This is a genomic window from Flavobacterium indicum GPTSA100-9 = DSM 17447 (assembly GCF_000455605.1).
Classification (GTDB): Bacteria; Bacteroidota; Bacteroidia; order Flavobacteriales; family Flavobacteriaceae; genus Flavobacterium; species Flavobacterium indicum.
In genome coordinates, this window is the sequence record NC_017025.1 from 1,786,714 (window position 1) to 1,808,872 (window position 22,159).

Below are 22,159 nucleotides of genomic sequence, written 5' to 3' on the forward strand. Positions count from 1 at the left end.
GTCACATACTATTGCAAATCCTGACAATTACTGATCATTTTCTGATTTTCCTGATATAGTGGATGTTTAGAAATTATTTCTAGAATAGTAGCGGGATTCATATATCTTTCACTTTCTTGATCAGTTGATAAATTTACTGCTCCAAGCCAATTTTTTCTTTCAAGGCTTTCTCTTACATTACAACTCCAATCTAAAAGTTGATAACCCAAACCGTGATTTATGCAGTCTAAATCGGTGTTAAATTCAAAACGATCTAATTTGTTTTTTGAAAAAAGTTGAATAAACCCAATATGAAAAATTTTAGCAAACCCCTTTTTAGTATAATCAGAAATATGCGACAACTCGTGTCCTAAAACACCAATTTGAGCATTAAAACGTAAATTTTTAAAAGTAATAGTGTCTAAAATAAGGGTACTTTTTTTACTAATTGTAATAATATAGGTTCTTTTTTTTGGAGAACGGAACATACTAAAAAAAGCTGGCCTTGTAGCAAGTGGCGTTTCTCTGTTTTTTAATCTGAATTTAATTTTGATGTTTTCAAGTTCTGGGAAATAGGATAATGCAATTAGCATTTGATTTTCATAGTCAGCTAGCAATGTTTTATGTTTTCCAAATTTTGCTTTCAAACTTGCTAATTTTTCTTTACCAAAGGTGTTTTGATGAAAAGTTTTTATTATTTCTTGGGCATTCAAACTATTAGAAAATAAAACTGCTAGTGAAAAAAATAAAACTATTGTAAACCCTTTTTGCATAACAGTTAAATAGGTTAAATTGAAGCTATTTCAACAGGATTATACATTTCAATAATTGCATTTACAATATCTTGAGCTACTTCTTGCTTACTTTTTAACTGAAAGGATTTTAGTGATAATTTTTGGTCGATAATGCATATTTTGTTTGTGTCATAACCAAATCCTTCATCTTTATTTGGCGAGTTGGAAACAATTAAATCAAAGTTTTTCTTTTTTAATTTTGCCTTGGTATTGTCTAAAACATTGTTTGTTTCTAAGGCAAAACCAACAGATTTTTGATGTTGCTTTTTTATCTTTCCAAACTCAAATGCAATGTCAATGTTCTTTACAAATTCAATTGCAATTTCATTTTCAATTTTCTTTATTTTTTGATTATAATTTGTTTTTGGCGTATAATCGGCAACAGCTGCACAAAAAACAGCAATGTCTAAGGTGTCAAAAAATGGTAAACAAGCATCATACATTTGTTTAGCCGATTTTGCGTGAATAATTTTTTCTTCAGGAAATGAATACGAAATAGTAACAGGACCACTAACTAAATAAACATCAGCTCCGAATTGATGTAATGCTTCTGCTATTGCATAACCCATTTTTCCAGACGATTCATTCGATATAAATCGAACAGGATCGAGATATTCTCTTGTTGGTCCGGCAGTGATGAGTATCTTTTTGTTTTGTAATAAAGATTTCATTGAAATTAATTTTTATTAAGAGGAGTAATTTTCTAATTGAGTTTCCCAACTGTATTTACTAAATAAAAGCTTATATTCTTTTTCCTTAAGGTTTAAAACTTGTTTTAAAAGTGTAAGGATTTTTGTTCTTCCACCAAAATCACCTTGATACCAATAGATCAATTTTGAAGTGGTTATTTTTTTGTTTTCATAATCAACAAATGTTTCAGATTCTAAAAATGAAATCATTGCCATTTGTAATTGATTATCAATTTTTTCAAGTGTATAAAAAGCTATTGGTGGGCAACTTTTGGCACCGCAATTCAAGGCAAAATGAATGCGGAAATCGAGCTTTGAAACGGCTAGTGATTTAATGATTTTTGATGCAAAAATATTGGGCAAATAACCAAAGCTTAATTTCCATCGATACTTTCTTAAAATCCCGTGTTCTATGTTGTCTAAGCTAAACTTTGTGTTAGCTATTGTGATTAACTTTGATTTAAAAATCGATTTTTTGACTAGTTCATTTCTTTTTGCTAATAATTGAAAAAAAGCATTGTAACAATTAATCCAAAAAACTTTTTTATCATCATCATTTACTAATTGTTTTTGAAGTTCATCTAGTGTTAATTCTGAAAGTTTTTGCTCATATATAAATGTATTCTCTTGCATTTTAACTGCTATTAATAATTTTTCAGACAATTGGATAATATTTAATACTTCTTTCATTGTTTTACCTTTAAATACATTCGATATTTATTAGCAAATTGATTCATTGCAATATATTGTCTATTGGTAAATTCATTTTTACACGAGTTTTTATAATAACTCATATAGTTATTAACGAATGGGGTGAAATTATGTTTTTGCTTATCTGACAATCCAATAAATTGACAATTTTTATCTATCAATCCATTAGGATCGGCAGGTGTATCGCAAATAAAATCGCCTTCGGTTTTACAATTTGTACCATTAGCTAACTCTTTTGTTGTATTTTCTTTGGGATTGTTTCCAAAGGTGTGCTGTAATCCAAAAAAATGTCCAAGTTCGTGCTGTAGTGTAGATTGATTAAACCAAGCTACTTCATTGATAAAAATGGTATTGCACTTTAAATTAAAATAATTAGCAAAAGTATCTGGAACTACATAGGTAAATCCATTTAAAAATTTACCTTTCGGGACAATAAATAGATTGATAATATTCTCCTTTTCTAAACCTTCAGTAACTTTATTTCTAATTTTGAAAGAAGACTCTATTTCATCAATTGTATGATTTGAAGTGTGTGTGTATATTTTTTGACTTAATTGAAATTTTATTAAAGCTGGAGCAAAAACTTCATTTAACTCTTTAATTTTTGAAGTAACATGATAATATTTTGGCTGCTTTTCTGTCGTAACAACTATTCCAACTGTAATGACTAAAGTATCTTTTTGATTTGAGTCTTCTTCATACGTTTCTATCAATTCTTTTTTTCCTTTAACTGAACAACTTTGTGAAGCACAAAAAGGATGTATATCACTATCTTTTTCTACATCATTACAAGATATTAAATTCAAAAAAACAGTTACTATTATAATGCAATTCAAACTAATTTTCATAATACTTTCTATTAGGAATGTTACAAAAGCTTACTGGATTTTTTGATTTTGCAAATTCATAGCCTTCTATCCACCATACTTTCATTTGTTCGCTATCAAAAATCAAAGGATTATCAGTTAAATTTCTTGGAGTATAATAAAAATTAATTATAACTTCTTTGTTCATACCCATTAACCTTCCAATAACAATATCTTTTGAACTGCTTTGATTATTCATGAACTTAAATGTTCTAAAGAGCAAAGCAAAAGGATTGTTATATATTGGATGCTTTTTATCTTTAGATTCGCTTTCCAAAATAATTACATCTATCTCTGTTGCTCCATTATCTAATGCAGTTAATATTGGAATAAAATTGCCAAAACCACCATCTGCATATTGATAACCATTTTTGTTTAAAACACTCATAAATGGTATAAAATTAGCCGAAGCCCAAGCCCAATCACAAAAATCTTCATAGCAGGAATCAGAAGAGTTATAGTACTCAATAGTATCTAGCGTTAAATTTGAAACCGTTAAAATTACTTTTTTTTGATTGTCTCGAATTGAGTTAAACTCTGTTTCGGTTATACTGTTTTTTATAAGTTTTCTTAAATTATTGCTTTCTCCAAAAGTTGGGCAACCTTTTATAAATGCTCTAATAGTGTTAAAATGGTTAATATTGGTTTGAAAACCTTTTTTTGTTTTTTTTATTAGAAACGGATTGATATTAAAAACAGCCTCTTGGGTAACAGTTGTATAAATGTTTTTAATTTTATCAATTTTTCCCAATGCCAAATGTGGTAAAAGCAAACTTCCTGTAGAACAACCAACAAATAAATCGTAGTTTTTACAGCAATCCTTAATTAGATACTCTGCAATTCCACCTGCAAAAGCTCCTTTGCTTCCACCTCCTGATATAATTAACGCTTTCATTTAGTCTATTTTAGAAATAGACGCTATATATGTACTTAACTGACAAATAAAGTGATAATTACATTTATTAATAATAAATGTAATTGTGTTTTTTAACATTTTTTTGAAAACTTAAAACAAAGTCCACCAAGTATATGTAAGTAAATTAGTTTTGGCAGAGCAATAATAAAATCGGTCGCAGCATCCCAACCTGCACGCTTAAATATTCTATATTCTACAGGAATATTTGGCAATGGAAGCATTGCCCATTTTTGCTGTTGCGGCTTTTGGGTTCTTTTAAATTCTTGAATTGCTTTTTGTAAAGATTTTGCATTGTTCCAATCTTCCTTATAAATAACTTTTCCATTGGTGTCAATTATTAATATCATATTTGGTAAAGCTCCTAAAATAGTATGAATATTGCCGTTTATATCATCTATTATAATAGTGCGATTTTCGATTTTATCCTCTGTTTTTAGTCTGTTAGCCAAATAGCATTTTTCTTCTATCGAATTATGAGCGGGTATTATTTTGCCAGGATGAGCTTCTCTTACATACAATAGCAAAAAGTTAAAATCAGGATTTTGATTTGCTAAATTATTCATAGCTTTTCCTTGTCCAGCAAACATCCCACAAGTAATGCTGCCTGTTTCTAGAATAATTGGTTTATCTAGATATTCTGAAAAGTTTTTATTCCCATCATTTAATGTAAGGAATGAAAAATCAGGAATTGTTTCTCCAACTTTTATCCCACTAGAATGAATAAGGTCATACTCTTTGTTTGCGAATTTTGAGTAATTATATGTTTTCATTATAGTTTTTTTGGTTTAGTTTTTTTAGTGAGGATATATGAGTAACCAACAATATAGGTACAATAAATAAGGGTATTAAAATTAAGGGTAAATAAAAAATTGTTGCCATCTTGGAATTTCCAATGATATTAAAATAAGTACCTATACTCAAGGCGGTTATCAAGTCTATTAATCCAAATAGATGGAAAATGTAGTGTAAAAATTTTCGGTTAAAGAGTAATGCAAGTATTGCAAGTAAGCCTGAAATTATGTCTCCATATGATGCTTTTGATACAAATGCTTCTGGTAAATTATCACTATAATATAGAAAAAGTAAACCTGCTATTATTCTAAAAATATGAACAAGTGCAATCTGTTTTAAAGAAATGCTATCTACAAATTCTTTACTATTTTTGTTTTTAAAATAAAGTAAGGTTACTGTTGTTACAGTTACAAAAACTGAAATTCCAAAAAACTGCCTAGGAAGTATAGAAAATACTTCAAATCCTCCTAGTAATAGAGTAATTAACAACCAAATTGACAGACCAAGTGTTATTTTTCTTTTCATTTTTATAAAATTAATTATTGTACAAAGTTGAGATTAGAAAAATGAAAATGACTTGCCATTTGACAAGAAATAGAGTGGAATTTAAATTAATTTAATTCTGCTTTTGCAAAACCAACAGTGTCTCGATATGTTTGAGGTGAAATATCAGTATTAGATTTAAACATTCTACTGAAATAAAACTCATCGTTATAACCTAAAGAGAATGCTATTTCTTTTATAGGTTTACTAGTCATATACAATTCTCTTTTGGCTTCAACTATTATTCTTTCTGTAATTAAATCTGTTAAGGTTTTATTGAAATGCGTTTTTACAATTTTAGCTAAAGCATTAGGAGAAATATTCAACAATGTGGCATAATCACTTGCAGAATGTTTTTCTTTAAAATTTTCTTCAATAACATTTTTTAGACTTCTTAAAATATAGGGCGTTTTAGAGTCTGTTATTTTTGGTTCATTCTTTTTTGATTGTGATTTTATACGTGATGCTGTTACCAAAAATATTTTAAGATAAGGCACCAATAGTTCATAATCATTTTCTGAAACATTTTTTAGTTCTGATTTCAATTTCTCCAAAATTAATGAGAATGATTCTTCTGATTCTTTATCAACTTTTATAAAAGGTGGCTGGTAGATATTATTGAAAAGAACAGTGTCGCAATTTGTTTCTTTAGGATTGCGATGAATGCAATAGAAATCGGAGTGAAATTGAATTGCAATTCCACTAATTTTCTTATCAGTAGAAAACATAAATGGTTGGTAAGGAGCAAAACTAAACATCGTATTTTCCTCAAAAGATATTCTGAAAAATCAACTTTTAACAAACCACTTCCGTTATTTATCCAAACTATAGTGTAAAAATTATTTCGTTGCAGATAATCAAAATAGCTATTATCATTAAAGTCAAACATTTTGAACGCAAGGTTTCCATCTTGTTGATTTATAAGTGTAAAAACATTTTTCTTGTCCATAATACAAATGTATTGATTTTACTTTTTCCTATTTCTGATTTTAGTTACTTGTTCTCCTGCAATCCCCCAATTATCCGTTTCAACTTCATCAATAATAACAAATGTTGTTGCTCGATTTTTGTTTAAAACATTTTGCAACAATGAAGTTACTCCTTCTATTAACAAAGCCTTTTGTTCAGAAGTAGCACCATCTTTTGTGATTTTAATATTAACGTAAGGCATAATTATAATTTCAATTTTTTTCTAACTAGTGGAGCCACAAAAAGCAATGATGGAAAAGCCAATAAAAAAGCAATGAACCAACTACGCAACCAAATGAAAATAAAGTTATTATTAAATCCTGCATTAACGCTAACTAAAATAAAACTTATATAACTTGTTACTATTAATGCCATAATAAAGGCAAATTTCAAAGCAGACTTGTTCATCATTTTATTATTGTTTCTTGATAGGTTTTTAATAAATCGGGATTATCTATAGAACCGTGATGGTGTATTTGTTTCCAATCGCCATTTTGTAAAATGAATATTCGTGTGGTTCTAATTGCTAGAGCAATTTCAGTATCATCTGTTTTGAAATAACCTCGTTCACGACCTGTTGCAAAGAACATATTTGAAGTTTTATGAATGGAATAATCATAAAACTCAACATATACTTGGGCTTTTCCGTTGAAAATTTTATGGTAGCCATTTCCAATTTCTTCCCAACCTCGTCTTATTCCACCAATTGGGTTATCCATAGAAATTTCATCTGTATTTAACCAAGATTGTTGCATTAATGACATACTTCTTTTGTTGAAAGCATTGTAGAATAATGACAAAGCTAAAGTTTCCGGATTTGAAATTTGGTCTATATTTTCTTCTCCATTTATGGGCTGCATTTCTGTTATCATTGCTACTTTTTTTTATTGCTTTTATAATAGGTTGTAAATGTGTAAATACTCATTGTCATCATACCTTCTTTTACAGACGGGTCGTTTAAGGCAATGCTTTTTGCTTCTTCAAAATCATTTACATTTAATAATATAATTCCTTTGTGATCTGCAAACCCTTGATTTTGAATTCCAGCCATTTCAATAGTTCCAGCTTTAGATAAGCTATCTAAATAGACTAAATGTTTTTCTTGTATTTGATGTTCTTTTTCTGACCATCTTGATTTATGTTGAAATTGCTCATAAAGTTTAATTTCATATACAAACTGAATTTTGTTTTGTGCATTCATAGTTAATGAAGATAATATTGAAATTGTTAAAGCGAATGTTTTGTTCATATACTATTTATTATTTTTACCGAGTAGAAACCCAAAACCTGTGGCATATTCCCATTTGTTATTATAAAAATAAAATGCGGCAGGAGTTATTACAATTTTTTTATACCGAATTTGTGTTCCAAATCCCATTAATGGCCTAATAGATTCATTTGGTTTAGTTAAGTTTTTTTCTAAATCAAAACGTAAAGAAGCCAAGAAACGTAAAGAAATTTCTGTTTTAGTATTTGTATAAGTAATACCTGGACCACCCATTGTTAAAAATGTGGCATTGTTATTAGCAAGGATACTTATTTGGTTTGAAAGAAAGTTAAAAGATGTCTTTTGAGTATTTTTTTCTTGTGCAAAAACATTTAATGATACAGAAAATAGTAAAATTATTAATATTTGTTTTTTCATTGTATTTTTTTGAATTAAGAAATTAATTAATTTGTTCTTTTAGAGTTTTCCAAAGCAATATTTACCGCCTCATTCATATCGCCAATCCAAGGTGTGCCGTGACCTGATAGCATTGTTACTTCTCCAATTTCACGAAGTAAATCTAATGATCGCATTGCTTGTTTATAATTGTGGTTTAAAATAGGATTGGTTAGTTGTGGTTGTCCTAATTCACCTGTTAATAGATTTCGAGTAACAATTGTATCACCTGAAATTAAAATTTTTCTATCCTCTAATAATAAGGCTATTTCTCCATCGGTATGACCTGGTGTGTGCAGTATTTTTGGTTTACCTGGCACATCTAATAATTGTCCATCTGAAACAGTTTGCACTTTAGTTAAATGTGGCAATGTAAATACTCCGTTTACAATGGCAACACCTAACATTTTTGCAGTGTATGTTCTCCAAGCATTAGACAATAACCCAAACCAAGGCAATTGCAATGGTTTACAAGCCATTTTTGCATCTCCACTATGCACATAAACAGGTGCTCCTGTTTCTTTTCTAACTTTTTCTGCAAAACCTATGTGGTCAGCGTGAGCGTGAGTAAGAATAATCGCTTCAATGTCTTTGCTTGATTTTCCAAGTAATTCAAGTCCTTTTTTATAAACACTATAATGTCCAGGAAAACCTGCATCTACTAATGTTAATCGTCCTTCTTCTTCAATTAAATACCAATTGAATGGACCACAATCAAAATGATGTACTCCGTTTGCTATTTCCATAATTTATATTGCTTGTGGTTCTGGGAAATCTATAGGTACTTTTACTATTGCAAATAAGTAATTGGTAATAATTTTATCGCCAACTGTCATCACAACATCAATTAAATTTTCAGTAGTGTATCCCTCGTTAAAGAAATTTTCTTTTGCTTCTTGAGAAGTTTCTCCTTTATGTTCTACAATTTCTTTGGTAAGATTTACAAGCGCATTTAATTTGGAATTAAACGAAATAGTTGCTCTTCTAATTTCCAATGTTTGCTCTTCCGTAAAACCTACCATTTTTCCTATTGCAGTATGTGCTGCTTTACAATAGTTGCAATCATTTAATTGGCTTACAACTAAATTGATTACTTCCTTTTCTTTATTATTTAAGGAGTTTTTACGATTTTGAAGTGTAAGATAATCACCTAAAGCAGATGAAGAATGCGCAAAGAAAGCATACATATTAGGAACAAATCCTACCATTTTTTGTAAATTATCGAATAATACTTGATTATTCTCTGAAACATTTTCTCTTGTGGGAACTATGAAATTTTCCATTTTTTATTTAGATTTTAGAAGTTTAGAAATTGAGATGAAGTGAAACCAAAGTAATAATACGCCTGTGTAAAAGACTACAGTTTGCATATTGTGAAACGGGCCTAAATCTTTCCAAACAACAAGGTTTATACTTGATACAATTATTACTATATCTGCTAGCCCGACAATATTTGCCAACCATAATAATGATTTTTGATTAGGACTATTTTTTAGTACTGCAATTGCGGCAATTAATGCAAGAAAGCCCGATGATACGTGCAAGAAACCATCCATAATTGAAAACCATCCTGGAATAACATTTAAAACACCTTCCATTAAAAAACCTGAAGCAACAAATACTCTCAAACCTTGAACCCATTGAATATCTTCTTGTTTGAGATTGTTAAATATTTTTCTAAGTGATGAGAAATAGAAAAATGTCAAAACAAGTGTTGCGGCTACAAGTGTGAAAATGTAAAAGGAAATACCTGAAACTTCTTTTGGAATAAGAATCTCGGAGTTAATTACATAATAAATAAATGCAAGCCAAATGAAAGAGAATATCCCAAAGATTGATTTTGTTGCTCCTGAAGTATTCCCTTTTTTTAGTAAGTTTAAAGTTGCCAAAAGAAAAGCAACATTTACAACCATAGTCCAAGTAGTTGTATTTGAATAGTAAGTTAAATCCATTTTTTTGATTAGTTAAGTTTTGCATCAAAATTGATATTACAAACTTACTTTGATCATAAATCCTACAGAATGGACTATTTATGCTTTTGAATGGATTATTTTTTATTAAAGCAATTCAGATTACTGAAAATTCTTTATACTACAAAGTTGAGATTTGAAAAATGAAAAATACTTGCCATTTGGCAAGAAAAAAAATACAACCTTTTCAGATTGTACTTTCAAAAAAAAAATGGGTATTTGGAATTATCCTTTATATTTTTTTGCAGCCTTTATTTTTGCTTCACTTGGGCGACCTGTTTCAACATAATATTTGAAATCATCTGTTGTTACTTTTGCCATTTTTCCCATCATCATTTTCATCATTGGTTGCATTATTATTCCCATAAATCCGCCTAAAGTAACATTCATTTCCATTACTAATTTTGATTTATTAGGGTCATTTAGTGGAAGAAGTTGCCAAGTATTAGTGGCATATCTCACCATAGATGGCATACCTTGCGGTACAGTGTATGAAAGCAAATGATCTGCATCTGAATATTTAATTAATTTTTCTCTTGTTTTGCCCATACCAGCAATGTCACATCCTCTTTCGCCACAAGACGAACCGTTTAAGCTACCACCTCTTGATTCGGAATGATTTACTACAGATGCCCACTTATATGCACCTGCAAAATCGTGCCCTAAAACTTGCCAAGCCTTATCTATATTGGCATTAATTATTAATTCTTTTCTAATGTTCATATTTTGTTTTTTAAAAAGGGTTACCGATAAATAAATCTAATTGAGTAAATGCTTTTGCTCTTAATTCGGATAACGATTTAAAAGCATCGCTTTCTAGCATATCTTTAATGTTTTGTGTATCAGGAAATTCAAAAATACCTACCATTTTAATCCCGCTGTTTCCTATTAGTTGTTCAGCTATTTGAAATCTCTCAATTTTTGAACCACTATATTGCATAAACAAAGGCATTATTTTACCTAAATATTCCTGAACGTCTTGCATATTACTTGGGTTAGGAATTGCATTAATAATTAAATAGATTTTCATAATTTATAATTTTATTTACTTGCTTTAATTTTATTTGGGTGTGGTGTTCCATTTTCTACATAGTACCCAAATTCTTGAATAATACCTTTTGCCATTTTTGTCATTTTCTTTTTCATCATTCCTTTCATCATAGCACCCATCATACCTCCGGTTTTCATTATCAAGTTTATTTCTACTTTGGTTTTACCATTGCCAAGATCAGTCAATGTCCAAGTATTTGTTGCATATTTTACCATTTTTGGCATTCCTTCGTAAACGTGATATGAAATTTTGTGGTCTGCTTCCGAATAAATTAATAGTTTTTCTTTAGTATTACCCATACCTTTAATGCTACATCCTCGCTCTGAACACTTAGAACCATTAAAACTGGTATTGTCTCTAGCTTCAGAATGCTTAACGCTTGATGCCCATTTGTAAGCATCTGCAAACTCTGGCCCAAGTACTTGCCAAGCTTTACTTATTGGTGCGTTAATAATAAGTTCTTGTTTTACTACTGTTGGTGTTTTTTCTTTTGCAAAAGCAGAAGTACTAGACACAAATATTGCTAAAATAGCAATGCTTAAAATTTTGATTGTTGCTTTCATTTTTTATTTGTTTTAATTAATTTATTATTTCATAGCTCTTGCCACTAAAAAGCCATACATATTTGTTAATATCCACCGTGGCGTGGTAAATTTTCCCATTATGTCCATAAAGTTGTTCCAAGCACCTGGTATTACTGCTTGTTTACTACCTAAAGCATTGAGTGCAGTTTTTACAACTGGTGTTACTTCTTGAAAAGTTACAGGCATTTTCTTAAAATCTACATCAGTCATACTGGCTATCATATCCGTTTTTGTTGGACCAGGAGAAAGCACCGTTACATCTACATTAAATTTCTTTAATTCGTAATTTAATGCTTGACCTAATGAAAGAATATAAGCTTTTGAAGCAGCATAATTAGCAAAGTACGGTACCGACTGATGTCCAAAAGTGGAACTTAAAAATATGATGCCTCCACGTTTTCTTTGTTTCATTTTATTACCAAAATGATGCGCTAATTGTAAAGGTCTTGTTACATTAAGTTTTACTAAATCTAATTCGCTTTGCAAATTGTTATTAGTAAAATCGCCGTGTACTTCTACAGCGGCGTTAAGAACAATTAGACCAACCTCAAGATTTTCTGTTGCGTTAGTAATTTCGCTAATTGCATTGTCCGCAAGTAAATCTAATGCAAGGGTTTTTACTTTTATATTATGTTTAGCTTCAAGATTAGAAGCTAACTCACTTAACTTGTCAGCTCTTCTTGCAATTAGCACTAGATTTAATCCTTTGGTAGCTAGTTGCTCTGCAAATCCTTTCCCTATTCCGGCTGATGCACCAGTTATTAGTGTATAATCCTTATATTTTTGTTTAAAATTTGTCATTTTATTTATTAAATTCTTTTTTCCCATTTTCTACCTGCAAATGCAGCATCTACTTCTGGGTTTGTTAAATGATTAGAATAATTACTCAATGCTTTTACACCAATACCAGCAATTATTCCTAAAACGTGCGCTTCGGTATAACCAACTGCAATAAAATCGTCAATTTCTGTTTGTGAAGCCATACCACGATTAACCGTTAATGAACGTGTTAGCTTTGATAAAGCACCGAGTTTTAAGTCTGGAATTTGTTGATTGTTGCGTATTGCATCTGTAACTTCAGTAGGAACTTTGCTCATCATATCTGCTACAAAACTATGTGCAGCTACACAGTATTCGCAGTTGTTTTCAAAAGCGATAGAAAGAAAAATAACTTCCTGTTCTATGTAGTTAAAGCCAGAATTTGCTCTAAAACTATTATAAGAATAGGTGTAAGCGTCTAGTAAAGCAGGGTTATTTCCCATTTTTACATACATATTGGGAGCAAACCCCAATTTTGATTTTGTTGCATCTAATATGCTGGAAGTGATAGAAGAAACAGTATTGTTCTCTAATTTTAAATGTGCCATTTTTATATCTTTTTAATTGTTGTTATTTAACAATACAAAGATGGTAATGACAATAAGGAGTTAATTTTCCTATTGGCTCAATAAATAGTCTTATTGGCTCAAACGAAATTCAGATGGAGTTTTATTGAATTCTTTTTTGAAAGTTTTATTAAAGTGTGAAACAGTCTCAAAACCACAATCGTAGGCAATATCTGCAATTGGCATTGATTTTATTTGAAGAAGTTGTGTGGCTTTTTCTAATTTTTTGTGAGTGATGTATTTTGTTGGACTTTCTTTATAATGCTCTACAAATTTTCGTTTGAAAGTAGATAAGCTACAATTGCATAACATTGCTAAATCTGGAAGAGATAAATTAGCGAAAAGATTTTTTTGAATTATTTCATTAAAATTATATTCATAAGGAACAAATAGTGAAGCCACAAAATCATTAATTGAATTTGAATTTTCACTTTTACTTAAAATTATGAGTAACTCTTTTAGTTTGTTTACTATTATGTTATCATCAACAATGGCTTGGTTGTCTAATAAAAAATCGATACTATCTATAAACGATTTCATTAGAGGTTCAATATTTACTTTTATAACATCGAAGTTTTTATTGAAGTGTTTGATGGATAAATCGGTTTCAAAAAATTCTTTTACCATTTCAGGATAAAAGAAAGCTCCAATTGCAGCTAATTTATTATCTACTTCATTTATTGAGATATCTTCTAAAAAATAGTTACCGCATTTTGCCAACATTGCTTCATTTTTACTGTATGACAATAAATTAGTGGGTGTTCTAAATTGAAATGAACCTTCGGTAATAAACAAAAAACAAGCCTCATCTTCTGTGAAAAACTTTGGAGCTCTTTTAAAATCGGCAGTCATAACCAATTTTTCAAAAACTCTTTTGCCCTGATAATTTATCGTTTTAATCTCTAACATTTCTATTCTTATTTTTTCAAAAACTCTTTTCTAATTCGGCTCAACGAAGTGTCTGTCATTCCAAGAAATGAAGCAATATGCTTGAGTTGAGCATATTGGAATATTTCTTTGTTAGTGGTAATTAGATTTGCATATCTTTCTTCGGCACTACGATTTATCATAGATAGTGTACGCTGCTTAAAGGCAGAAAATTCTTTTACTAAAACAGATCTTCCAAATTCTCTAAATTCTGGAATAGAATGAAACAATTTATTCAAATCTTCAAACGAAATGGTATAACCAACGCAATCGGTTACTGCTTGTATGTTTTCTGTTGATGTGGTTCTCAAAAAAAATGATGAACACTCAAATACAAATCGGTTTGCTGAATAAAAAGCTGTTGTTACTTCATCACCTTCAATATCATAAGTAAACGAGCGCATAAAACCATTTGCTAAAAAGAAATAATCATTACTTATCTGACCTTCTTTCAGAAAATAATCATTTTTACTGAAAGTTCTTTCTTCAAAATGTTCAACAATTTCGTCAAGAGTTTTTCTTGAAGTTGGCAAATTGTTTTGAATGTAATTTATGAGTAATTCTTTGCTCATTTTTTTATGAAATTTTTGAATATAATTATTTGAAATTTATTTGATGATTTATAAACAGTTTAAAAAAAATTTAAGAAATATTCTTGCTTAAAAATTTTTTAAATTGTTTTTGTCTAATAAAATAAGCGTTCCAAGAAAATTGAATTTTAAAATAAATTGCAATAAAGAAAATAATAATTGCAATAAAAATTAATGTTTTTTCAGCATCAATTGGAATAATTTCGCAACCAACTAGTAAGGCATTTAAAACTAATAATCCTAGACTTAAATACATGAGTAATATTGAAATACTTAAACGTTTTAATTGTTTAATTTTTAATGGTAAGATTTCTGCATATTGTTCAACATTAGACAATAACCTTACGTTAATTTCGTCTGTTAATCCTAAAGCCATTCTATTTGCACTAGTCAAAATAACTGCTATGCTGGGGATTAAACTCAAATTTATTTGCCAAGTTTCCATTAGGTATTTTCTTTGTAAATTATTGCATTATTGTTATTTGTGATCTAAAGTGATAATCTTTGAAACTTTTTTTTTCTCCAAAATAATTTTCCAATCTGAATAACAGCCAAAGCCAAAAAAAGGATAGCAAAAATTGAGTTAAGGTAAGTACTTATTTCAATTTTACTTTCGACTAAAATATATTTACCGGAATGAGCAAAAATCAACATACCAAGTAATGTCCCAATCATTGCACCTATAATAAATAGACTATTATCATTACAACGAGGATCTAATTTTTCGGTTCGGAATAAATAAATATATATCCCTGACCAATAAGGCCATTGAATAAAATTTAAACTATTTAAAAGTAGACCTAAAATAAAAGGGAATTGTGCTAATTGAAGTTGCTTTAAACTAAAGTTTTTATCATTGTCAATGTTCATTATAAAATACATTGCAATTCCTAAAAAGAAAGCGATGGTAAAAACATCAATAAATAGTAATAATTTCTTTTGTTCAACTAGCCATTTCGCCCCAAAACTTACTGCTTTTAATACAAAAAACTCAATAAACACAATACCAGAAATGAAAGCTATTGTTGCCCAATTTCCTTGTTCTAATAAAATTTGTAAACTTATAACATTGATGTAACCCAAAGGTAAGGCACCCATTAAACTGATGACAAATCCTAAAAGGAAAGGATTATTTTTAGGCGCAAATTTTTCTACTACTCTCATTTTATGAAATCGATTTTAAATGATTGGTTAATTTTTTATTGTCGATTATTAATTGTCTAGATTGTTTCATATTCAAATAAGAATGTCCTTTTTTATTATTAAAAGTGCTTATTTTATATAAAATATCATAGTGTCTTATAATCTCCTTCCAAGCAAAAAAGATAGAATGTTTTGGGTCATATATATGTGTTGGTTCACTTCCAGCTCCATTTAACTCAATGATGGAAAAGTTTTTTCCCTGTTCTAAATCTTCCTGAGATTTGAACATTATATCTAATCTTCCAAAATAGAAGTCGGGAATTTGCAAACAAACTTCATTAAATGTATTGGTCAATTTTTCATTAATCCAATGGCTTACATCAGTAAATTTACTACCTCTAACATGATTGCCAAAAGGCACTAAATTGAGCGCTTCCCCATTGAGTAAAACTGTATTTAATTTTTCTCCAAATTTTCGTTTTAAAGACTCCAATTGTAAGGCAAATCGAGGATTTTGCTCAATAAGTTCTTTTATAGTGTTTTTTCCGTTACCAATAACGATTAGAAATTCTTTATGAACAATTCCAGTAATTGTGCCTCTATTTTCGTTTGGCATTCTGCAATAAAACAAACCTATTTCTTGGGGATAAGTAATACATTCTTGAATTAAGAAATCATAATCTATAAATTTGAAGTACTTTTTTAATTCTCCAATAGAATTAATTTTTTCAACTCGTAAACCTTGTAATCCAACATCTGGCTTTATGATAAAAGGAAAATCTATTGTGGCATTTTCTAATACAGAAAGCAAATTATCCCAAGTTGAATCCGCCTTAAAGAATAGAGTTTCAGGATAATATTGTTTAGGAATGAGATTGTAAATTTCTTTTTTGCTTTCTAAAGCAAAACCACCATTTTTAATTCTGAAATTACTGGCATTAAAAAAACCTAAAGAACGGGCTTTGATACTTAAATAAATCCAATAGAAAAATATTGGAAAATAAACCACATTGGTATTCCAATATTCCCAATTTAAGAGTTTATGAATACTGTTTTTAAACTTTCTCAAAACGTTATTTTTTCAATTATTGTATTGGTTAATCTATCAATATAAGTCATTTCAAGTTTGTTATTTTTTAACAACAATTGTGTAATACTTACTGTTCTAGTTTTATCTTCACGATTGATAACCAAACCATATTCAGTATTTGTTATTTGAGTATTAGTGTGAAACGAAAGTACTTTATCTGTTGATAGTGGATTATTGTATTTGCAAAAATCTTCAAACCATTGTTTTCTCTTAATCTTTTGGTTGCGATTATATAAAGTAGCAGAGGACCAAATGTGTGGTTTTTTTATTGATTTATCAAAAGTGTGTTTTTCTAATCCATCCCATTTTACTTCTGTTAAAATTTTGTATTGAAAGATAACCAGTGTAAAGGGTTCTACATTGTCTAAATTCATCTCCAAAAAGTGAAGTAATGGAAATTTTGCTTGTATGATTTCCATTAAAATGATACCTCTGCTTTTACTGTAATTTGTTTTTTTGTGGTGATTTACAAAAGCACCGTTAAGCAAAACAATTGTAACTCCATCTTCCCTTGCTACAATCCAAGATCCACCGGCTTTTTCATCTTTTGGATAAAGTAGTTTTATGCCATTTTCAGTAAATACTTGTGGGGCAGCTGTTTGACGGTAGATTTTTTCATCTCTATTTGATGTTAAAATGTATCCATCCTTTAGTGGAATAAAACTTACTGTACACATTTTTTTCTAAATCGAATGGTTGCTGGTGCTAAGCCAAAGGTTTCATCTATAAGAGATAAACAATTTAATTCAAGTAAACCAACTTTAATTAAAGCTTGATGGTGAATGCTATGTTCTAAGCAATAGGCTAATTCTCTAAAAAAAGAAGTTTGAATTCTCATTTCATTACCTTCCTTTGCACAAAAATTACCTTCTAAAACAAGAATTTCATCAGAACTATCAATTGCTAAACTGAAATTAATATCATTAATAACTTGAATAGCATAATTGCAGTCTGTTTCAATCAAAAGGTTTCTTTCTCGATTGTCATAGTTCACGATTTTAGTATCTAATCCATTAAAAACACTTTGGTAAAATTCGAGTATATGACGAACATGTTGTCCAATCGTTGCTCCAAAAAGTGTATTTGAAGGATTGGAGTATTGCTCATTAGTAAGTTGAACCAATACACTTTTAATTTCGTTTAAATTTTCTTGACAGAAGGTTTTCATTTCTTATAAATATTAATATTTGTAACCTGTTCCTTGATTATTCTCTAAATTAACACCTAAACTCAGGACAATTCTATTTACAAAATTGAAATAAGCAACAACTAAAGTAGCATCCAAAATGGCTTCATCTGACAACCCTGTTTTTTTTAAGTTATCAATTATATCAGGCTCTTTAAAATCGTCTGGTTTAATAGTTAAATTCTCTGCAAATCGACAAAGCAAAAGTTCTCTATCAGATAAATTAGCATTAAAATAATTATTTCGCAATTTCAGAAGTCGCTCTTCATCTTTCCAATAATTATTTAAAGCTTGCGAATGGTGAATTTGACAGTAATGACAATTATTGGAAACTGAAGTTACAATTGCCATCATTTCTCGTTCAGCTCTTGACAATTCTGATTTTGAAAACATAATTTCCATATATAAATCAATATGTTTTACAATGCTTTCTGGGCGTAAACTTTGAATTTTATGAACCTCAGCTAGTTGCCCTCTTTTTTGAATTAAATCATCATAGATTTCTTTTAATCTTCCAGTTGCCTCAATTTGATCAATAACTTTAATGCGTGCCATTATATTTAATTTTAATTTATAGACGAAAATCTTTTTTATTCCTGACATACAAAAAGAAAAAAACCAACAAAGATTTTGATCGATGTTGGCTTTTGAAAAGTCTTTAACAAAGAACCTATTTTTTCCATACTCTTCCAGCGAAAGCAGTATCGATTTCAGGATTAGTGATATGATTGGAATAATTACTCAATGTTTTTGCACCAATCCCTGCAATAATACCTAAAACGTGAACTTCTGTATAACCTGCTGCCAAAAATTCTTCGACTTCAGATTGAGAAACATTGCCACGAGTGGCAGTAAGAGAACGTGTTAATTTTGATAGTGCCGCTAATTTTGCATCAGGAATTTGTTTGCCATCACGGATAGCATTTGTTACTTCGGCAGGAACTTTAGTCATCATATCGCCCACAAAACTATGTGCAGCCATACAATATTCGCAATTATTCTCATAAGCTACAGATAGGAAAACTACTTCTTGCTCAACAGGAGAAAATCCAGAATTTGCTCTAAATGTGTTATAAGAATAAGTATAAGCGTCTAACAAAGCTGGATTGTTACCCATACTTTTATACATATTGGGTACAAATCCTAATCCTTTTTGGGTTTTATCAAAAAGTTCTTGCGATAGTGGAGAAACTGAGTTGTTCTCTAATTTTAAATGTGCCATTTTAATTGTTTTTTTTAATTAGTATTATATTACTAATGCAAAGTTGGCAAGAATTAGAAAGACAAACTTTTGTAAATAGTTCAACTATTTGGAGATTTGGTTCAAACGGAAATTTGATGGTGTTTGATTGTATTTTTCATGAAATAGTGTAGAAAAATTAGCTAAGTCATTGAAACCACAATCAAAAGCAATGTCTGTAATACGTTCATTAGAAATTAATAAAAGCTCAGCTGCTTTTTCTAGTTTTTTATTTCTAAAATAATTCGCTGGACTGTCGTTGTAACTTTTTTTGAATTCTCTTTTGAAGGAGGAAAGGCTTAAATTGGCTATTTGTGCTAGTTCTTCAATAGTTATATGTTGGTAAAAATAACTTTCCACAATTTGTTTGAATGTAAAACTTGTTGGCGAAAAAAGTTGTGATAAAATTTGTTGAATAACCGGAGCATTTTTGGTTTGACACAATAAGAGAATAATTTCTTTTAACTTGATGACCAGTAAATCTTCATTAATCAGTGTTGGATTGTCAAAATAAAACAACAAACTTTCAATATATTTTTGGATTAAAAAATCATTATTGATTTGAGTTAAATCAAGTTCTAAATTAGGTACTTTTGAAGGTTTTTGAAAAATCTTTGGTAAATCTGTATCGTATATTTTTTTCAATATTTCGGGATGAAAATGAACGATAACTATCTGATTATTTTTTGAAAGTGTACTGCTTTTCATTTGGCTAAAATAATTACCACATTTAAGTAATACTGCTTCATTTACAGGTATAGAGATATTTTGCAGTTGTGTTTTGTAATCTATTTGTCCTTCAAGCATATATAAAAAACAAGCCTCATTAGGCATAGGATTTGGAATTTTGAAAGGAGCCTTTATAGTTACTTTTTCAAAAATTATTTTTCCGAATAGCTGGTATTGTTTTCTTTCTGAAATCATAAAAAATGGAAAAAGCCATATATCATTCTCTTTATTAGAAAATGAAGTATAGCTTTTTCAGGAGATATTAGAATTAATAATTTGCTTCTACTGTAACTTCCACTGTTTTAGCAATATTAGTGGAAGGCTTTCCTTTAGTAAATGCTACTTTATAATCTGCAAGTGTAACATTAAATTTTGAAGATAAACTAATTTTACCTGACTTAACTGTAAATGTAGCTTTCTCCTTAATATGATTAGTTACACCATTTATCGTTAATTCTCCTTCAACAACAGCAGTATAAGAACCATCTTTCTCAAAATTAATTTTATCAAGATTAGCAATTTTTCCCGTTAATTTTGCTTTTGGATTGGTTTTAGTATCCAAAAACTTTTTACTGTTAAAGTGTTCTTGCATTAAAGCTTTTTCGAATTCAAAACTTTGCATCGGTACCGAAAACACAATATCTCCAGTTTTTGTATCTAAAGTACTGATTGATTTGTAGTTGTTTGCTTCAATGTTTTCTGCCGGTGTTGAAGAAAAGAATTTAATGTGTGTTTTTGAACTAGTTTGCTTTTGGGCAAAAGCCGTTAATGAAACTGTTACTAATGCTACGATTGTTAAAAGAAATTTTTTCATGATTTGAATTTTTAATTTATTGATTTATAATTTAGTTTTTAGTAATAATATCTGATTTATCAATGATGACATTTTCATACATTTCTAAATCTGCATCATAAGTAGCTCCTGATTGAATTACTCCCTTAATGGTTATTTTGTCACCAATTTTTACTTTTGAAGCATTAGCGTTTGTTTCCGTTGTAAACGTTGCGCTCACACCTGCTTTATCTGTTGCATTTTTTAATAATATAACTTTGTTATTATTAAAATCTTCATCGATTTGTGCAACAGTTCCTGTAATTTCTAATATCTTAGAATTACCATTTTCATCAAGGTATTTTTCATTTGCTTTTTTAGCATTTGATAAATACTCATTTACAATTTCACTTGAATTAAAAGTAAAATCTGTGTCAGTCGCTTGTACATCTCTAGCTGGTTTATTGAACATATATAGAACAACTCCAATTGCAATTGCAACTCCAACGATTAGTGTAATTAAAATTCTCTTTTTAGTCATTTATTTAAATTTTAAATTTTGTTTTATTGTTGGTATAGACATCATTTTTTATCATTCCTGACATTTTATTTTTATTTTCATAAAAAAAGCACCACAAATCTTGTGATGCTTAAATGAACTAATAAATAAAATTGAATTATAACTTATTTATTTCTTCAATGATTTTAACCTTTTTTTCATTAGATAATTTAACTTTCTTACTAGAACTATCTTTATTAAACCAATTAGTTATTATTTTATCAATAAACTTAGATTGATGTTCATAAGCATTACAAGTTTTACACATTGATTTGTGCATTTGTAATTGCATTTTTTCTTTTATAGATAAAGGCACTATTGACTGTTTGTCAATTAATTCTGTTGTCCTTTTACAAGAGTTTACTAATATATTCATTAATTTTTGTACTATCATTTTAGGTAAATTATAGACTTAAATCCATTTTAATTCCAAACATTTTTTCATAAGTAATTTTGACCTATGAACAATCTGCCAATAATTAGTCACTGATATATCCAAATCCTGACAAATTTCCTCAGCTTTTTTATTTGTTAAATATTTGGAAGTGAATGCATTTTTCCATTTACTAGGTAAATCATCCATACACTCTTTAAGTACATGATTAAATTCAGGATTATCTAGCAACTCTTCTTCATCATTATTCCAAATTGCGTTGATTTCATTTGACACCCAATTTTCATTTGTATTGAATAATCCGTCTGTTACTTCATTTCCAATATTTTCTGATAAAGAACGATTAAATTTAGAAGTTTTTGCATCTAATCTATAATAATCAATTATTTTATTCTTTAATATTGAAAAAAGCCAAGTCTTAGGTTGACTATCACCTTTAAAACTCTCAATTTTATGAAAAGCTGCTAAAAAAGTTTCCTGAACTAAATCTTCTGCTATTTCTTTTGAAGATGTTTTATATAAGGCCCAAGAAAAAAGCTCATCACTAAATTTAGTAACCCAAATTTCAAATTCTTTTTGTCTATTTTGTTTTATGATCTCCATAAATTTTTAAAAGT

35 protein-coding genes are annotated in these 22,159 nt (G+C 29.1%); all 35 read right to left on the bottom strand.

Annotation, left to right across the window (positions count from 1 at the left end; genetic code table 11):
* Positions 1 to 8 precede the first annotated feature (8 nt).
* The 35 genes from KQS_RS08185 to KQS_RS08355 all read right to left on the bottom strand — a co-directional run bounded on the left by KQS_RS08185 (position 9) and on the right by KQS_RS08355 (position 22,145).
* Positions 9 to 752, bottom strand: a complete 744-nt coding sequence (locus KQS_RS08185) for a hypothetical protein (protein WP_014388715.1) — start codon at positions 750 to 752, stop codon at positions 9 to 11.
* A gap of 14 nt (positions 753 to 766) precedes the next feature.
* Complete coding sequence (locus KQS_RS08190) at positions 767 to 1,444, bottom strand: phosphopantothenoylcysteine decarboxylase domain-containing protein (RefSeq protein ID WP_014388716.1); 678 nt, start codon at positions 1,442 to 1,444, stop codon at positions 767 to 769.
* A 15-nt stretch (positions 1,445 to 1,459) separates the two neighbouring features.
* A complete protein-coding gene (locus tag KQS_RS08195) occupies positions 1,460 to 2,152 on the bottom strand; it encodes a DUF547 domain-containing protein (protein WP_014388717.1) in 693 nt (230 codons plus the stop codon).
* Positions 2,149 to 2,979 (bottom strand): M43 family zinc metalloprotease, encoded by an 831-nt coding sequence (locus KQS_RS08200; RefSeq protein WP_157868413.1) that lies wholly within the window; start codon positions 2,977 to 2,979, stop codon positions 2,149 to 2,151. Before KQS_RS08200 ends, KQS_RS08195 begins: the two co-directional genes overlap by 4 nt.
* Positions 2,980 to 3,010: 31 nt before the next feature.
* On the bottom strand, positions 3,011 to 3,934 hold the full coding sequence (locus KQS_RS08205; RefSeq protein WP_014388719.1) for a patatin-like phospholipase family protein: 924 nt from the start codon (positions 3,932 to 3,934) through the stop codon (positions 3,011 to 3,013).
* A gap of 92 nt (positions 3,935 to 4,026) precedes the next feature.
* On the bottom strand, positions 4,027 to 4,725 hold the full coding sequence (locus KQS_RS08210) for a deiodinase-like protein (protein WP_014388720.1): 699 nt from the start codon (positions 4,723 to 4,725) through the stop codon (positions 4,027 to 4,029).
* Positions 4,712 to 5,272 carry a hypothetical protein gene (locus tag KQS_RS14030; RefSeq protein WP_014388721.1) on the bottom strand — a complete coding sequence of 187 codons (561 nt, stop codon included), beginning with the start codon at positions 5,270 to 5,272 and terminating at the stop codon, positions 4,712 to 4,714. Before KQS_RS14030 ends, KQS_RS08210 begins: the two co-directional genes overlap by 14 nt.
* Before the next feature lie 86 nt (positions 5,273 to 5,358).
* Complete coding sequence (locus KQS_RS08220; RefSeq protein ID WP_014388722.1) at positions 5,359 to 6,048, bottom strand: helix-turn-helix domain-containing protein; 690 nt, start codon at positions 6,046 to 6,048, stop codon at positions 5,359 to 5,361.
* Between the two features lie 209 nt (positions 6,049 to 6,257).
* Entirely contained in the window at positions 6,258 to 6,461 is a 204-nt protein-coding gene (locus tag KQS_RS08225) for a 2-hydroxymuconate tautomerase family protein (RefSeq protein WP_014388723.1), read from the bottom strand.
* A gap of 2 nt (positions 6,462 to 6,463) precedes the next feature.
* Positions 6,464 to 6,670 carry a DUF2798 domain-containing protein gene (locus KQS_RS14735; protein ID WP_014388724.1) on the bottom strand — a complete coding sequence of 69 codons (207 nt, stop codon included), beginning with the start codon at positions 6,668 to 6,670 and terminating at the stop codon, positions 6,464 to 6,466.
* Positions 6,667 to 7,131 carry a YybH family protein gene (locus KQS_RS08235; protein WP_014388725.1) on the bottom strand — a complete coding sequence of 155 codons (465 nt, stop codon included), beginning with the start codon at positions 7,129 to 7,131 and terminating at the stop codon, positions 6,667 to 6,669. The genes KQS_RS14735 and KQS_RS08235 overlap by 4 nt, the downstream gene beginning before the upstream one ends.
* Before the next feature lie 2 nt (positions 7,132 to 7,133).
* A complete protein-coding gene (locus KQS_RS08240; protein ID WP_014388726.1) occupies positions 7,134 to 7,508 on the bottom strand; it encodes a YciI family protein in 375 nt (124 codons plus the stop codon).
* A 3-nt stretch (positions 7,509 to 7,511) separates the two neighbouring features.
* Complete coding sequence (locus KQS_RS08245; protein WP_014388727.1) at positions 7,512 to 7,904, bottom strand: hypothetical protein; 393 nt, start codon at positions 7,902 to 7,904, stop codon at positions 7,512 to 7,514.
* 26 nt (positions 7,905 to 7,930) lie between these two features.
* Positions 7,931 to 8,668 carry an MBL fold metallo-hydrolase gene (locus tag KQS_RS08250; protein WP_014388728.1) on the bottom strand — a complete coding sequence of 246 codons (738 nt, stop codon included), beginning with the start codon at positions 8,666 to 8,668 and terminating at the stop codon, positions 7,931 to 7,933.
* A gap of 3 nt (positions 8,669 to 8,671) precedes the next feature.
* The gene (locus KQS_RS08255; RefSeq protein WP_014388729.1) at positions 8,672 to 9,205 is read right to left on the bottom strand and encodes a carboxymuconolactone decarboxylase family protein; all 534 of its coding nucleotides are present in this window, start codon (positions 9,203 to 9,205) and stop codon (positions 8,672 to 8,674) included.
* Positions 9,206 to 9,208: 3 nt separating this feature from the next.
* Positions 9,209 to 9,874: a hypothetical protein gene (locus KQS_RS08260; protein WP_014388730.1), complete on the bottom strand. Its 666-nt coding sequence runs from the start codon at positions 9,872 to 9,874 to the stop codon at positions 9,209 to 9,211.
* Between the two features lie 243 nt (positions 9,875 to 10,117).
* Positions 10,118 to 10,615 carry an SRPBCC family protein gene (locus KQS_RS08265; RefSeq protein WP_014388731.1) on the bottom strand — a complete coding sequence of 166 codons (498 nt, stop codon included), beginning with the start codon at positions 10,613 to 10,615 and terminating at the stop codon, positions 10,118 to 10,120.
* Between the two features lie 10 nt (positions 10,616 to 10,625).
* Positions 10,626 to 10,922 carry a DUF1330 domain-containing protein gene (locus KQS_RS08270; protein ID WP_014388732.1) on the bottom strand — a complete coding sequence of 99 codons (297 nt, stop codon included), beginning with the start codon at positions 10,920 to 10,922 and terminating at the stop codon, positions 10,626 to 10,628.
* Positions 10,923 to 10,933: 11 nt separating this feature from the next.
* Positions 10,934 to 11,506, bottom strand: a complete 573-nt coding sequence (locus KQS_RS08275; RefSeq protein WP_014388733.1) for an SRPBCC family protein — start codon at positions 11,504 to 11,506, stop codon at positions 10,934 to 10,936.
* A gap of 24 nt (positions 11,507 to 11,530) precedes the next feature.
* Positions 11,531 to 12,328 carry an SDR family NAD(P)-dependent oxidoreductase gene (locus KQS_RS08280; protein ID WP_014388734.1) on the bottom strand — a complete coding sequence of 266 codons (798 nt, stop codon included), beginning with the start codon at positions 12,326 to 12,328 and terminating at the stop codon, positions 11,531 to 11,533.
* Between the two features lie 8 nt (positions 12,329 to 12,336).
* Entirely contained in the window at positions 12,337 to 12,894 is a 558-nt protein-coding gene (locus KQS_RS08285; protein ID WP_014388735.1) for a carboxymuconolactone decarboxylase family protein, read from the bottom strand.
* A gap of 90 nt (positions 12,895 to 12,984) precedes the next feature.
* The gene (locus KQS_RS08290) at positions 12,985 to 13,821 is read right to left on the bottom strand and encodes a helix-turn-helix domain-containing protein (protein ID WP_014388736.1); all 837 of its coding nucleotides are present in this window, start codon (positions 13,819 to 13,821) and stop codon (positions 12,985 to 12,987) included.
* An 8-nt stretch (positions 13,822 to 13,829) separates the two neighbouring features.
* Positions 13,830 to 14,411, bottom strand: coding sequence for a Crp/Fnr family transcriptional regulator (locus KQS_RS08295; RefSeq protein ID WP_014388737.1), 582 nt, complete (start codon positions 14,409 to 14,411; stop codon positions 13,830 to 13,832).
* Positions 14,412 to 14,481: 70 nt separating this feature from the next.
* Complete coding sequence (locus KQS_RS08300) at positions 14,482 to 14,874, bottom strand: hypothetical protein (RefSeq protein ID WP_014388738.1); 393 nt, start codon at positions 14,872 to 14,874, stop codon at positions 14,482 to 14,484.
* Positions 14,875 to 14,918: 44 nt separating this feature from the next.
* Positions 14,919 to 15,593 carry a hypothetical protein gene (locus tag KQS_RS08305; RefSeq protein ID WP_014388739.1) on the bottom strand — a complete coding sequence of 225 codons (675 nt, stop codon included), beginning with the start codon at positions 15,591 to 15,593 and terminating at the stop codon, positions 14,919 to 14,921.
* A 1-nt stretch (position 15,594) separates the two neighbouring features.
* Positions 15,595 to 16,641 carry an ATP-grasp domain-containing protein gene (locus KQS_RS08310; protein ID WP_014388740.1) on the bottom strand — a complete coding sequence of 349 codons (1,047 nt, stop codon included), beginning with the start codon at positions 16,639 to 16,641 and terminating at the stop codon, positions 15,595 to 15,597.
* Positions 16,638 to 17,339 carry an NRDE family protein gene (locus tag KQS_RS08315; protein WP_014388741.1) on the bottom strand — a complete coding sequence of 234 codons (702 nt, stop codon included), beginning with the start codon at positions 17,337 to 17,339 and terminating at the stop codon, positions 16,638 to 16,640. The genes KQS_RS08310 and KQS_RS08315 overlap by 4 nt, the downstream gene beginning before the upstream one ends.
* A complete protein-coding gene (locus KQS_RS08320; protein WP_014388742.1) occupies positions 17,327 to 17,830 on the bottom strand; it encodes a hypothetical protein in 504 nt (167 codons plus the stop codon). Before KQS_RS08320 ends, KQS_RS08315 begins: the two co-directional genes overlap by 13 nt.
* 12 nt (positions 17,831 to 17,842) lie before the next feature.
* Positions 17,843 to 18,403: a peroxidase-related enzyme gene (locus KQS_RS08325; RefSeq protein WP_014388743.1), complete on the bottom strand. Its 561-nt coding sequence runs from the start codon at positions 18,401 to 18,403 to the stop codon at positions 17,843 to 17,845.
* 115 nt (positions 18,404 to 18,518) lie between these two features.
* Entirely contained in the window at positions 18,519 to 19,070 is a 552-nt protein-coding gene (locus KQS_RS08330) for a carboxymuconolactone decarboxylase family protein (RefSeq protein WP_014388744.1), read from the bottom strand.
* Between the two features lie 84 nt (positions 19,071 to 19,154).
* Entirely contained in the window at positions 19,155 to 20,012 is an 858-nt protein-coding gene (locus KQS_RS08335; protein ID WP_014388745.1) for a helix-turn-helix domain-containing protein, read from the bottom strand.
* 73 nt (positions 20,013 to 20,085) lie between these two features.
* Entirely contained in the window at positions 20,086 to 20,631 is a 546-nt protein-coding gene (locus tag KQS_RS08340; protein ID WP_014388746.1) for a YceI family protein, read from the bottom strand.
* A 31-nt stretch (positions 20,632 to 20,662) separates the two neighbouring features.
* Entirely contained in the window at positions 20,663 to 21,130 is a 468-nt protein-coding gene (locus KQS_RS08345; protein ID WP_014388747.1) for an OB-fold protein, read from the bottom strand.
* A 136-nt stretch (positions 21,131 to 21,266) separates the two neighbouring features.
* Entirely contained in the window at positions 21,267 to 21,524 is a 258-nt protein-coding gene (locus KQS_RS08350; RefSeq protein ID WP_157868414.1) for a hypothetical protein, read from the bottom strand.
* Between the two features lie 36 nt (positions 21,525 to 21,560).
* On the bottom strand, positions 21,561 to 22,145 hold the full coding sequence (locus tag KQS_RS08355) for a sigma-70 family RNA polymerase sigma factor (protein ID WP_014388749.1): 585 nt from the start codon (positions 22,143 to 22,145) through the stop codon (positions 21,561 to 21,563).
* Positions 22,146 to 22,159: the final 14 nt, after the last annotated feature.

Bases quoted from the DNA above. Each gene is read 5' to 3' on its own strand.
- KQS_RS08270 (WP_014388732.1), bottom strand. From the start codon at position 10,922: ATGAAAATCTATTTAATTATTAATGCAATTCCTAACCCAAGTAATATG.
- KQS_RS08245 (WP_014388727.1), bottom strand. From the start codon at position 7,904: ATGAAAAAACAAATATTAATAATTTTACTATTTTCTGTATCATTAAAT.
- KQS_RS14030 (WP_014388721.1), bottom strand. From the start codon at position 5,272: ATGAAAAGAAAAATAACACTTGGTCTGTCAATTTGGTTGTTAATTACT.
- KQS_RS08225 (WP_014388723.1), bottom strand. From the start codon at position 6,461: ATGCCTTACGTTAATATTAAAATCACAAAAGATGGTGCTACTTCTGAA.
- KQS_RS14735 (WP_014388724.1), bottom strand. From the start codon at position 6,670: ATGATGAACAAGTCTGCTTTGAAATTTGCCTTTATTATGGCATTAATA.
- KQS_RS08330 (WP_014388744.1), bottom strand. From the start codon at position 19,070: ATGGCACATTTAAAATTAGAGAACAACTCAGTTTCTCCACTATCGCAA.
- KQS_RS08350 (WP_157868414.1), bottom strand. From the start codon at position 21,524: ATGAATATATTAGTAAACTCTTGTAAAAGGACAACAGAATTAATTGAC.
- KQS_RS08260 (WP_014388730.1), bottom strand. From the start codon at position 9,874: ATGGATTTAACTTACTATTCAAATACAACTACTTGGACTATGGTTGTA.
- KQS_RS08205 (WP_014388719.1), bottom strand. From the start codon at position 3,934: ATGAAAGCGTTAATTATATCAGGAGGTGGAAGCAAAGGAGCTTTTGCA.
- KQS_RS08340 (WP_014388746.1), bottom strand. From the start codon at position 20,631: ATGAAAAAATTTCTTTTAACAATCGTAGCATTAGTAACAGTTTCATTA.
- KQS_RS08355 (WP_014388749.1), bottom strand. From the start codon at position 22,145: ATGGAGATCATAAAACAAAATAGACAAAAAGAATTTGAAATTTGGGTT.
- KQS_RS08185 (WP_014388715.1), bottom strand. From the start codon at position 752: ATGCAAAAAGGGTTTACAATAGTTTTATTTTTTTCACTAGCAGTTTTA.
- KQS_RS08290 (WP_014388736.1), bottom strand. From the start codon at position 13,821: ATGTTAGAGATTAAAACGATAAATTATCAGGGCAAAAGAGTTTTTGAA.
- KQS_RS08240 (WP_014388726.1), bottom strand. From the start codon at position 7,508: ATGAACAAAACATTCGCTTTAACAATTTCAATATTATCTTCATTAACT.
- KQS_RS08300 (WP_014388738.1), bottom strand. From the start codon at position 14,874: ATGGAAACTTGGCAAATAAATTTGAGTTTAATCCCCAGCATAGCAGTT.
- KQS_RS08195 (WP_014388717.1), bottom strand. From the start codon at position 2,152: ATGAAAGAAGTATTAAATATTATCCAATTGTCTGAAAAATTATTAATA.
- KQS_RS08305 (WP_014388739.1), bottom strand. From the start codon at position 15,593: ATGAGAGTAGTAGAAAAATTTGCGCCTAAAAATAATCCTTTCCTTTTA.
- KQS_RS08190 (WP_014388716.1), bottom strand. From the start codon at position 1,444: ATGAAATCTTTATTACAAAACAAAAAGATACTCATCACTGCCGGACCA.
- KQS_RS08320 (WP_014388742.1), bottom strand. From the start codon at position 17,830: ATGAAAACCTTCTGTCAAGAAAATTTAAACGAAATTAAAAGTGTATTG.
- KQS_RS08285 (WP_014388735.1), bottom strand. From the start codon at position 12,894: ATGGCACATTTAAAATTAGAGAACAATACTGTTTCTTCTATCACTTCC.
- KQS_RS08250 (WP_014388728.1), bottom strand. From the start codon at position 8,668: ATGGAAATAGCAAACGGAGTACATCATTTTGATTGTGGTCCATTCAAT.
- KQS_RS08220 (WP_014388722.1), bottom strand. From the start codon at position 6,048: ATGTTTAGTTTTGCTCCTTACCAACCATTTATGTTTTCTACTGATAAG.
- KQS_RS08275 (WP_014388733.1), bottom strand. From the start codon at position 11,506: ATGAAAGCAACAATCAAAATTTTAAGCATTGCTATTTTAGCAATATTT.
- KQS_RS08265 (WP_014388731.1), bottom strand. From the start codon at position 10,615: ATGAACATTAGAAAAGAATTAATAATTAATGCCAATATAGATAAGGCT.
- KQS_RS08210 (WP_014388720.1), bottom strand. From the start codon at position 4,725: ATGAAAACATATAATTACTCAAAATTCGCAAACAAAGAGTATGACCTT.
- KQS_RS08325 (WP_014388743.1), bottom strand. From the start codon at position 18,403: ATGGCACGCATTAAAGTTATTGATCAAATTGAGGCAACTGGAAGATTA.
- KQS_RS08315 (WP_014388741.1), bottom strand. From the start codon at position 17,339: ATGTGTACAGTAAGTTTTATTCCACTAAAGGATGGATACATTTTAACA.
- KQS_RS08255 (WP_014388729.1), bottom strand. From the start codon at position 9,205: ATGGAAAATTTCATAGTTCCCACAAGAGAAAATGTTTCAGAGAATAAT.
- KQS_RS08280 (WP_014388734.1), bottom strand. From the start codon at position 12,328: ATGACAAATTTTAAACAAAAATATAAGGATTATACACTAATAACTGGT.
- KQS_RS08295 (WP_014388737.1), bottom strand. From the start codon at position 14,411: ATGAGCAAAGAATTACTCATAAATTACATTCAAAACAATTTGCCAACT.
- KQS_RS08345 (WP_014388747.1), bottom strand. From the start codon at position 21,130: ATGACTAAAAAGAGAATTTTAATTACACTAATCGTTGGAGTTGCAATT.
- KQS_RS08335 (WP_014388745.1), bottom strand. From the start codon at position 20,012: ATGATTTCAGAAAGAAAACAATACCAGCTATTCGGAAAAATAATTTTT.
- KQS_RS08235 (WP_014388725.1), bottom strand. From the start codon at position 7,131: ATGATAACAGAAATGCAGCCCATAAATGGAGAAGAAAATATAGACCAA.